This is a genomic window from Bacteroidota bacterium, assembly GCA_019637975.1.
In the GTDB taxonomy this organism is placed as follows: Bacteria; Bacteroidota; Ignavibacteria; order UBA10030; family UBA6906; genus CAADGV01.
On record JAHBUR010000065.1, the window covers coordinates 1 to 8681 of the forward strand.

Below are 8681 nucleotides of genomic sequence, written 5' to 3' on the forward strand. Positions count from 1 at the left end.
TTCGTGCACGGAAATCCAATTCCCCCCAATTCCGATTTGACGCTCAAGCTGCGACAGGTTCACGTCCGCTTCAACGGGCTGTCCTTCGTGCCATTGCGAACCCCACGCAAGGGCAAGCATTCCCGACGGCATTGATTGAGCGAGAGGATTGCGGCCGAGAAACCGCCGTGCGGGCGACCCCGCAAGCGGATTGGAGTTGTGGCGGAATGTGATGATTCCGTTACTCTCATTCAGAATTTCAAACGAGAACTGCGTCGGCTGATTTCCCCACGTGTTGCTGTTGGGATTGCTGTAAGGGGAGAAGACGGGATTGAATACATTGAATGAACCTCTGAAATACTCGCCCGCGGGAAAATTTCCGCATTGGAGATATCCGGAAGGATCAAGAAATGCTTGCAGCCAGTTGATGGCGCTTGCCTGGTTTGGAATTTGATCGCGATGCGACAGACCCGCCGGGAAAGGCGCTTCCTTTCGAAATACCGGTAGTGACCGGCTGAAGCACAGAGTGGAGCTTGAGGGATTCTGCCAGCGCCAGCCTCCATCCGCCGGCTTGATTCTGAAGTTGTCCATTTCCGAGTAGATGCTCTCCTGGTGGAGAATCCAAATACCTTTGTCGTTCGGGTTCAACGTCACGTCGTCAAAAGGCGACAGCAGTTGATGATTCTCAAGATAGAAATACTCGAAAGGTTCCCCGTTGTGCGGATGATACTTGAACGCTGCGCCGGTCGTCAGGAAATCCGGTAGTGCCACATTCTGGTCGGGAGGAATTTCGGGAACAGTGATCCAGCCAAGCCGCTCGCGCTCGTACGCGTTGACACACGATGCGACCCGCTGATTGCTGCAGAGCATCCCCCAATATGCTCGCTTTCCGCTCAAGAGATCGCCGTTGTACGGATGCATCTTGCCAAGCAGCCAGTGCCCGACTTCGTGCACCATTGTCTGCATGACTTTTCGTGGCGAATCACCATAGATGTATTGAACCGTCACACCCGAACCGAGAGGGTAGGGAAGATATGCAGGATATCCGGTCTCGATGCGTTTGCCATCAACGGTGAAACCTCCCCAATTGTAGCCCAGCGACGCTTCGCCGAGGTACTCGAACATGTTCGTCCGCCATACCATGATGATCATATCGACTATTCCATCCGGAGCGTTCACATGATGGTAGTCCGACGTCTTTGTCCAATGATCATACTGCGTGAAATCAACAACAGGGTCAACTTGTTCTTGCAGCAGGTGTCTGTTTGCCCGTCCGTATGCGCCGTCGCGATATTCTTCTTGTGAATGTGTTGACTCTATCCAGATGGCCTCACCCACAAAGTTGAACTGACCGAGGGACATTTGACGGAAGTAATTGGTCAGATTGAATGGCGAGGTTGAATGCGTGCTTGTATCGGGATCGATGAATTCCTGCATGAACTGCGGCGGCTGGTGCTGCGGCCAGTAGGGGTGGGACGTGTTGTCATCGAAGAAACTGGCAAACACAATCAGCGCCCGAACAGTCCCTCTTGCCGTCATATAAATGCCGCCTGTGTCCAAAATGGCAGCAGCGCTGGCAGGATCTGAGGAAGGAGCGCAGAATTTCGGCATCGCCTCCTGTGCAGAGCCTTCAGCGATGACAGTTATTGTGAGAACCAGAAAAACCGCTATGTGTTGCCGTACCTTCATCAGATCGAATATGCAAAACAGTTGCATTGAAAAGCAAAGGCAGGCAACATGTCGCTGCCTGCCTTTGTGTTTCTGTGGCAAAGAAAATCAGCCTACATTACTTCATCATGATCATCTTCTTCGTGGTCACGAAGTTGCCGGCTTTCAAACGATAGAGATACATACCGCTGGCAACTTTGGAACCGTTGTCATTGGTTCCATCCCATGTCGCCTCGGCGTTGCCTGAGCGAAGTGTCTGATCGACGATCGTTTTCACCAAAGCGCCGGTAACGTCATACACCTGCAATGTTACGTGTTCATCTTTCGGCAGCGAGAAGCGAATGTTTGTTGTCGGGTTGAAGGGATTCGGGTAGTTCTGGCCGAGTGAGAATTCCTGCGCAATACCCGGGAGTTCCTTCACGGAATTCGTCAACGGTGTCCAACCCAACGCCTGATAGAGCAGGCGAACGGCGTACTTCGTGTTGTGTATGCCCAAACTTCCATCGTACAATACGAACTTATACGCCCAGATGCCGCGTATCAAATCAAGGCGATTGTGAATCATTGCCGAGTCTGCCGCATTCACCGTGCCGCCACCGATCACTTCACCGTTTCGTTGCGGCAGGATGGCTTTCAATTGGGTAAGCAGCCCTTGGACTTCGGTTTGCACGCCTTCGATGACGCCGTTGCGATCGAAATCGTAGAATGCACGGATATCATTGAAGTCTTCGATATGGCCGTGGCAGCTCTTGCAGGCGTCCGTAGGTTTGTACACGTTGCCCGCAAAGATTGTGTCCGTCATGCTGAATGAGTGGTTCGACAGTAAATTGTTCGAGCCGTCAAGTCTGTTCTTGCGTTTCTGCATGTGGCAGCTCGTGCATCCGCCCTCGAGTCCTCCGTGCGTATTGAGACCCAAAAAGTCTGATTCCACTTGAGATCCGTTCGAGCCGTACAGCATGTCTGCTTGTGTGTTGTAGTGAGCATAGAAGCGAGCGTTGAACCCGTAGTAGGGCGGTTGATTCGCTTTGATCCGAACGTTAATGCTATATCGTGAGGAGTGGCAATGTGCGCACAACATGCCGGGATTGTTGTTGAACGATTCCGGTATGCGGTAGCCATTACGCAGCGAATCCAATCTCACTGAACGGAGTTGATACGGATTGTTGTTGCCGTGCGGGTCATGGCAAGCCTGGCAACTGATGGAAGTTCCCGCATCGCGGCTCAGTACCCACTTTGCCGCAATGCCGATAGTATCATAGCTCGCCGGGGCGTTTCTCGTGTAGTAGAGAAATCCCGCGCCTGTGTGGCACGGCTGGCAATTTGCGCGTCCGCCTTCGGCTGCACCGCCGTAGTGGAGCTGCGAGTGACCAGATTGCTCGAAGTACGTGCCGATACTGTGGCGGCGCGAACCGTCGTGGCAAACATTACAGACATCTGCTTTGATGGAAAGACCGGCCTTCTTCGGATCGGCCGTCAGTTTGTGGTCCACCATCGGGCCGTGGCACGATTCGCAGCCGACATTGGCGTGAGTCTTCTGCGTCGCAGTCAGCATGTTCCAGCGGCTGGTGTCGTTCTGGTTGATGAGATAGTAGTTGCCGTATCGCGGGAGGCCGGCGTACCATGATGTATCCCATCCGGTTTGCTTTACCTGATATCCGAAGTTGTTATTGTTGGCATTCGGATCCCAGCCGTTGGTGTGGCACTTGATGCACGAGGGTGAATATTGTCCTTGTCCCCGCGAAACATCCGAATTGCCTGTAATGCCCTTATTGAACAGCGTGGCATGTTTTGAAGCCTGCCAGTTCGTTTTGATGGTTGCCGCGTTCGGGTGACAGAAGCAGCCGCCCTGCGGATCCGTGGAAACGCCCCAGTAGGTCGTGGCAAACACGGTATCTTGTGCGCTCAACGCCCCGATAGTTGCTCTGACAACATACTCGCCGCCGACATCCACCTTGATGCTGTTGATGAGGCTTCCGGTGGCGCTGTCGAGCGTTGCCGTTGATGTTGCCGGCTTTGCGAGAATTGTCCACACAGGACTTGCCCCGGCGCCCGAACCTGCGCTATCAACCTGGAAATATACGCGTGACTGTACACCCACCGCCCTTAAACCTGTCGAGATATTCCAAGCCGGGGCAGTCGCACCCGGAACAGGGGCAGTAAGGCTGTTCAGCGACCTTCCGATTGTGTTTACCTTTATTGTCTGCGCGGCAACGTCGGCCAACATTGCCACCAGTATGCTTATGACAAGCACTGCCAGGCAGAGGGTAACAATTCGTTTCATGATGTGAGAATCCTTTCAATGAATTGATGTAGTCTTGGTCCGCTGGATGCGGGACCGTCGGAAAGAACAAGTGAGGCGTTTTACAACAACTTTGCTCTTATCATAGAGCCAATACTCGTGCCAACGGGAGGTGTGGCAATTGCATCACTGGTGGAGTCGTCAAGCAGGTAACAGTTGCACAATCATCCCAATCTGAGAAATGTGACAAGATTGGTCATGTTTCGGGAGGAGAACCGGTCGAAATTCTGTGATTCCAGCTTATTAGAATTGGGAACGTGTTTGCAGAATTGAGAAACGTTGAGAATCTACACACCGGAAAACAGCGGAATCCGGAAGGGATCTCCAGCATTTCACGTCCCAAGGGATCTTTCCGCTTGTTGCGACAGGCACTTTCACTTTTTTCACATGCCGTGAATCGCTATATTCAAAAGCCGTTCTTATCTCTATATCCCCCATAGCAACGAGACGCATGCGATTCCACTCCATCAGCAAGTATCTCCACTCCGCCGACATGCTGTTCATCGGGTTCAATCTCATTCTCTCCTGCATCAACATTGTGTTTGCCGACCGGATACCGTATTGGTGGCTGATTGTGCTGAGCAATTTCGCCGGTTCCACCATTATCTGCATCATCGCCTATGCGCGCCATACTACCGGCTGGAAGCCGCTTCGGCTGCTGCATGATTGGTATGTGCCGGTTGCTACATTCTTCTCATACAAAGCCCTGTATTTCATGATCAAGCCGATTCACGGCGGCAGGGACTATGATGATGTGCTGATGGCAATCGATCTCTGGCTATTTGGCGTAAACCCGACTGAATGGATTATGCAGTTCGCAACACCGTGGCTTACCGAAATTCTCCAGATTGCGTACACGCTGTTCTACTTTCTGTTTTTAATTCTGGGCTACGAATTCTACCGCAGGCACAATCTTGATCTCTTTCACTACTTCATGTTTACGTGTGTGTACGGGTTCTTTCTCTCGTATCTCGGCTATTTTTTGCTCCCTGCAGTCGGGCCCCGGTTTACGCTGCACGATTTTGCGGCGCTCGATGCGGAACTTCCTGGCCTTTTCTTCACCGAATCATTCCGTTGGTTTGTGAATGCAGGCGGCTCAATCCCCACAGGCGTGCCGAACGAAATCGCCATCACGCTTACACAACGGGATGTCTTCCCCAGCGGGCACACAATGATGACGATTGTGTTGATGTATCTGAGCGGCAAGTACGGGGCCCAATCGCGCTACTTCACGTATGTCGTGGGGACACTGCTCATTGTTGCAACAGTGTACCATCGCTACCACTACGTTATTGATTTGATAGCAGGGGCGGTATTTGCTCTCTTCTGCATCATAACATCCGCAAGACTTTACATCTTCCTGAAACGCCGGTACCAGACAATGGAAAGCAAGTTTCCGGAGAGCTTGATCAAGTAAGTCAGGACTTATAGGGGGAGGTTGAATAATGAATGTTTCTTCATCTTGACCGCGTTGCTTCTTTTCGGGTGATTGCTTATTTTATTCACCCGTTTATCCACCAGAATCGTATTCTTTTGACAGGTATCCAGATGTACGCAGTCGTTGATATTGCCGGAAAACAGTTCAAAGTTGCCCCAAATGACAAGTTGCATGTCCCGACCCTCAAGGCGGACAAGGGCGCAACCATTTCGTTCGACAAAGTGTTGCTGCTTGCAGGCGACAAGGAAGTCAGCATCGGAAATCCGACAGTATCCGGCGCAAGTGTTGAGGCAACAGTACTCGACCACATGAAGGATGACAAGGTTGTCGTGTTCAAGAAGAAGAAACGCAAAGGATACCGCGTGAAGCGCGGGCATCGGCAGGCGTACACGCAGGTTCAGATTACAAAAATCGGGAAGTAGTCATGGCACACAAAAAAGGTCTCGGCAGTACCCGCAACGGACGCGACAGCAATGCGCAGCGTCTTGGTGTGAAACGATTCGGTGGTGAAATGGTAACCGCCGGAAGCATAATCGTCCGGCAACGCGGCACGGCATTCCGTCCGGGTACCAACGTCGGCATCGGCAGCGACGATACACTGTACGCCCTCTCCGACGGGGTCGTGAATTTCAAGAAGTACAGCAAAGCGAAGAAAGTTGTCAGCATTCTTCCGAAGGTTACAGCCTGAGTTGTTGATATGAATCCCGCCCGAAAGGCGGGATTGTTTTTTCGCGCCCTCCGTTCTTTCCAATCCTAAAATTACTTTCTCATTTAGTTCACTCTCAGAACAAACAATGGAGATACTACCATGAAGATTACAGTTATCGGTGCCGGTAACGTTGGCGCGACCTGCGCGCAGCGTCTTGTTGACAAGGAATTGGCAAACGAAGTTGTGTTGGTGGATGTGATCGAAGGCGTGCCGCAGGGCAAAGGCCTCGATATGTTTGAGGCAACTCCCGTCGAAAAGACGGACGTGAAGGTTGTCGGAACGAACGGCTACGACGAAACGGCAAACTCCGACATTATCATTCTCACCGCCGGTATTGCCCGTAAACCGGGCATGAGCCGCGATGACTTGATGAACACAAACAGCGCAATCGTGAAAAGCTGCACGGAGCAAGCCGTCGCGAAGTCGCCGAAGTCGATCATTATCGTCGTTTCCAACCCTCTCGATGTGATGACCTACGTAGCGTGGAAGGTGAGCGGATTCGAAAAGCATCGCGTGATCGGCATGGCCGGAGTTCTCGATGCGGCGCGCTTCCGCAGTTTTATCGCGATGGAGCTGAATGTTTCCGTTGAAGATGTAAATGCCTTCGTGCTCGGCGGCCACGGCGATTCGATGGTTCCGCTGCCGCGTTACTCGACTGTTGCCGGCATTCCGATTACCGAACTGATGAACAAAGAAACGCTCGACCGGCTCGTCACCCGCACGCGCAACGGCGGAATCGAAATCGTTAACTACCTCAAAACCGGCAGCGCGTACTATGCGCCTTCATCTTCGGCGGTGTTGATGGCGGAATCGATTGTGAAGAACAAGAGGAGAATTCTTCCCTGTGCCGTGTATCTGCAGGGCGAGTACGGAATAAACGACAACTTCGTCGGCGTGCCGGTGAAGTTGGGCAGCAAAGGAATCGAAGAGATCATTCAGATAAAGCTGACGGCGGATGAACAAGCGGCTCTCAACAAATCCGCGGAAGAAGTGAAGTCGCAAATCGCAAAGCTGAAGTTGTAAGCGGGTTGCGTGTTTGACGCGCTATGTTTCGGGGTTTCGGCAAACGGCTGAAACCCCGTTTTCTTTTGATTATATTTGTAGAGAAATCATTTTTTCAAACAGCAGAATTCAGTTTTCAATTGCGGCGCCTCGTTTTCATTCTCCTTCTTTTGGTCGGCACGCTCTCTTGTCGTGAGGAGCTTCCGGTAACCGGCAGTAATACAACTCCGTTCTCCTTCCGGCTCACTCCCGGCATGTGGTTCAGCTTTGACAACTGGAAGCTCGACAACTTCGGACAGCGGATTGCGCGATCATACTTCAGAAATACCTGGACTGTTGCCGATACGGGAAGAGCTTTAAACGGAAGGATGGCGGTTACGGTGGTTATTGACAGCACATTTGATACAACGGGAGTATTTGCCCGGAGAGATTCCCTGCTATACTCAACCGACCCCAACGGCGATGTGTATCAATGGGGCTTTCTGCACTCGCTCATTGCGGAACGTGAGACGCTCCAACTCACGCCCCAGTGGGATAGAATCGCCGCATTCTCGCAGCCTCTTGGAAGTTCATGGGTTATCGCTACGCTCGACACGAGCATAGGCGCGCCGCAAACAGAGAATGTGCGGGGAAGGATAGGAACTTCGAGCGGATACGTCGGGCCTATACTGATTGACGGCGAAGAGAGGACGATTCTTTCTTACAGAGTCGAGATAACGAAACCGCGGATGTACTACTCGTTCTGGATAACCGACACACCCGCTTCTGTTGCGCGGGCGCTGGACGATTCCGACGTTTTGCGAAATGCGGAACTGAGAGAGTTGAAGGCTATTCGCAGCCGCCCGCAGTTATAGCGATCCCGACACATGAGCCATTACATGCGGCCCGATGAACGCGCTCGCCCTATACAAGCCCAGTCCGACCGCTACCCTTCCGGGCAGCAGCCATTCGGCGCCGCCACCATAGAGAACTACCGGAGCGGGAATGGTCGGGCTTGCACCGATACCTCCCTGGAAGTACATGTTCAAGTTGTCAACAGGCCTGATCCTGACTCGTAGTGAGGTCGAGATTATTGCTATGCTGCGAGCGCTTGAGCCCTCCCGATTGCGTACTACATGGCCTTCAAATGGAAACGAGAGAACATCCTTCGTTCGATACTCATAGTTGATGCCGAATGCCCACCGTTCACTGATGGGTCCTCCGCTCGCCATGAATCCTGCTTTCACGCCGAACCAGGAACCCGCATCGTTCAGGTTTAGCTTGCGGGAGAACGTTTCGCTCCGTCCAACCGTGTCCGATGAATCATCGGAGGTTAGCTTCGACGCGCATCGATAGTTGCCGCCTGACATGGCCTGTTGGAACAACACAAACAGGGTTAACACGAGAAGCTTCATGTTCTTCTTCTTCATTTTCATCTCTCATTGCAGAACATTCAAAAAGAAGTGCCGATGCTGACTCCGGCATATGGCCGGAACTTCTGAGTTGCAGGATCGAAAAACGGCGTTGCAGAAACCCGAACCGTTACTCCCCCCTCACATGGCTGAAATCTCAATCCGACTGTGGAGGAAAAAAGCAGCGAGTTCTCC

At 52.3% G+C, this 8681-nt stretch carries 8 protein-coding genes; 5 read left to right on the forward strand and 3 right to left on the reverse strand.

The features are described from left to right. Both KF749_18455 and KF749_18460 read right to left on the reverse strand, forming a co-directional pair. Nucleotides 1-1668 (reverse strand): hypothetical protein (locus KF749_18455; protein MBX2993139.1); only part of this gene is annotated, 1668 nt, incomplete at its 3' end. A gap of 97 nt (nucleotides 1669-1765) precedes the next feature. Continuing rightward, nucleotides 1766-3928, reverse strand: a complete 2163-nt coding sequence (locus KF749_18460; protein ID MBX2993140.1) for a T9SS type A sorting domain-containing protein — start codon at nucleotides 3926-3928, stop codon at nucleotides 1766-1768. 469 nt (nucleotides 3929-4397) lie between these two features. On the opposite strand from KF749_18460, the gene KF749_18465 reads away from it, so the two are divergent. The 5 genes from KF749_18465 (at nucleotide 4398) to KF749_18485 (ending at nucleotide 7949) form a co-directional block, all read left to right on the forward strand. Further along, a complete protein-coding gene (locus KF749_18465; protein MBX2993141.1) occupies nucleotides 4398-5363 on the forward strand; it encodes a phosphatase PAP2 family protein in 966 nt (321 codons plus the stop codon). Nucleotides 5364-5494: 131 nt separating this feature from the next. Then, a complete protein-coding gene (gene rplU, locus KF749_18470; GenBank protein ID MBX2993142.1) occupies nucleotides 5495-5806 on the forward strand; it encodes a 50S ribosomal protein L21 in 312 nt (103 codons plus the stop codon). A 2-nt stretch (nucleotides 5807-5808) separates the two neighbouring features. Continuing rightward, nucleotides 5809-6072 (forward strand): 50S ribosomal protein L27, encoded by a 264-nt coding sequence (gene rpmA, locus KF749_18475; GenBank protein ID MBX2993143.1) that lies wholly within the window; start codon nucleotides 5809-5811, stop codon nucleotides 6070-6072. 120 nt (nucleotides 6073-6192) lie between these two features. Next, a complete protein-coding gene (gene mdh, locus KF749_18480) occupies nucleotides 6193-7116 on the forward strand; it encodes a malate dehydrogenase (protein ID MBX2993144.1) in 924 nt (307 codons plus the stop codon). Nucleotides 7117-7235: 119 nt separating this feature from the next. Then, nucleotides 7236-7949: a hypothetical protein gene (locus tag KF749_18485; GenBank protein ID MBX2993145.1), complete on the forward strand. Its 714-nt coding sequence runs from the start codon at nucleotides 7236-7238 to the stop codon at nucleotides 7947-7949. Here the strand turns inward: KF749_18485 and KF749_18490 are convergent. Continuing rightward, complete coding sequence (locus KF749_18490; protein MBX2993146.1) at nucleotides 7944-8504, reverse strand: hypothetical protein; 561 nt, start codon at nucleotides 8502-8504, stop codon at nucleotides 7944-7946. The genes KF749_18485 and KF749_18490 overlap by 6 nt on opposite strands. Nucleotides 8505-8681: the final 177 nt, after the last annotated feature.

Excerpts from the sequence above, each read along its gene's own strand:
- KF749_18460 (MBX2993140.1), bottom strand. The coding sequence starts at position 3,928 with ATGAAACGAATTGTTACCCTCTGCCTGGCAGTGCTTGTCATAAGCATA.
- KF749_18490 (MBX2993146.1), bottom strand. The coding sequence starts at position 8,504 with ATGAAGAAGAAGAACATGAAGCTTCTCGTGTTAACCCTGTTTGTGTTG.
- KF749_18465 (MBX2993141.1), top strand. The coding sequence starts at position 4,398 with ATGCGATTCCACTCCATCAGCAAGTATCTCCACTCCGCCGACATGCTG.
- mdh (MBX2993144.1), top strand. The coding sequence starts at position 6,193 with ATGAAGATTACAGTTATCGGTGCCGGTAACGTTGGCGCGACCTGCGCG.
- rplU (MBX2993142.1), top strand. The coding sequence starts at position 5,495 with ATGTACGCAGTCGTTGATATTGCCGGAAAACAGTTCAAAGTTGCCCCA.
- rpmA (MBX2993143.1), top strand. The coding sequence starts at position 5,809 with ATGGCACACAAAAAAGGTCTCGGCAGTACCCGCAACGGACGCGACAGC.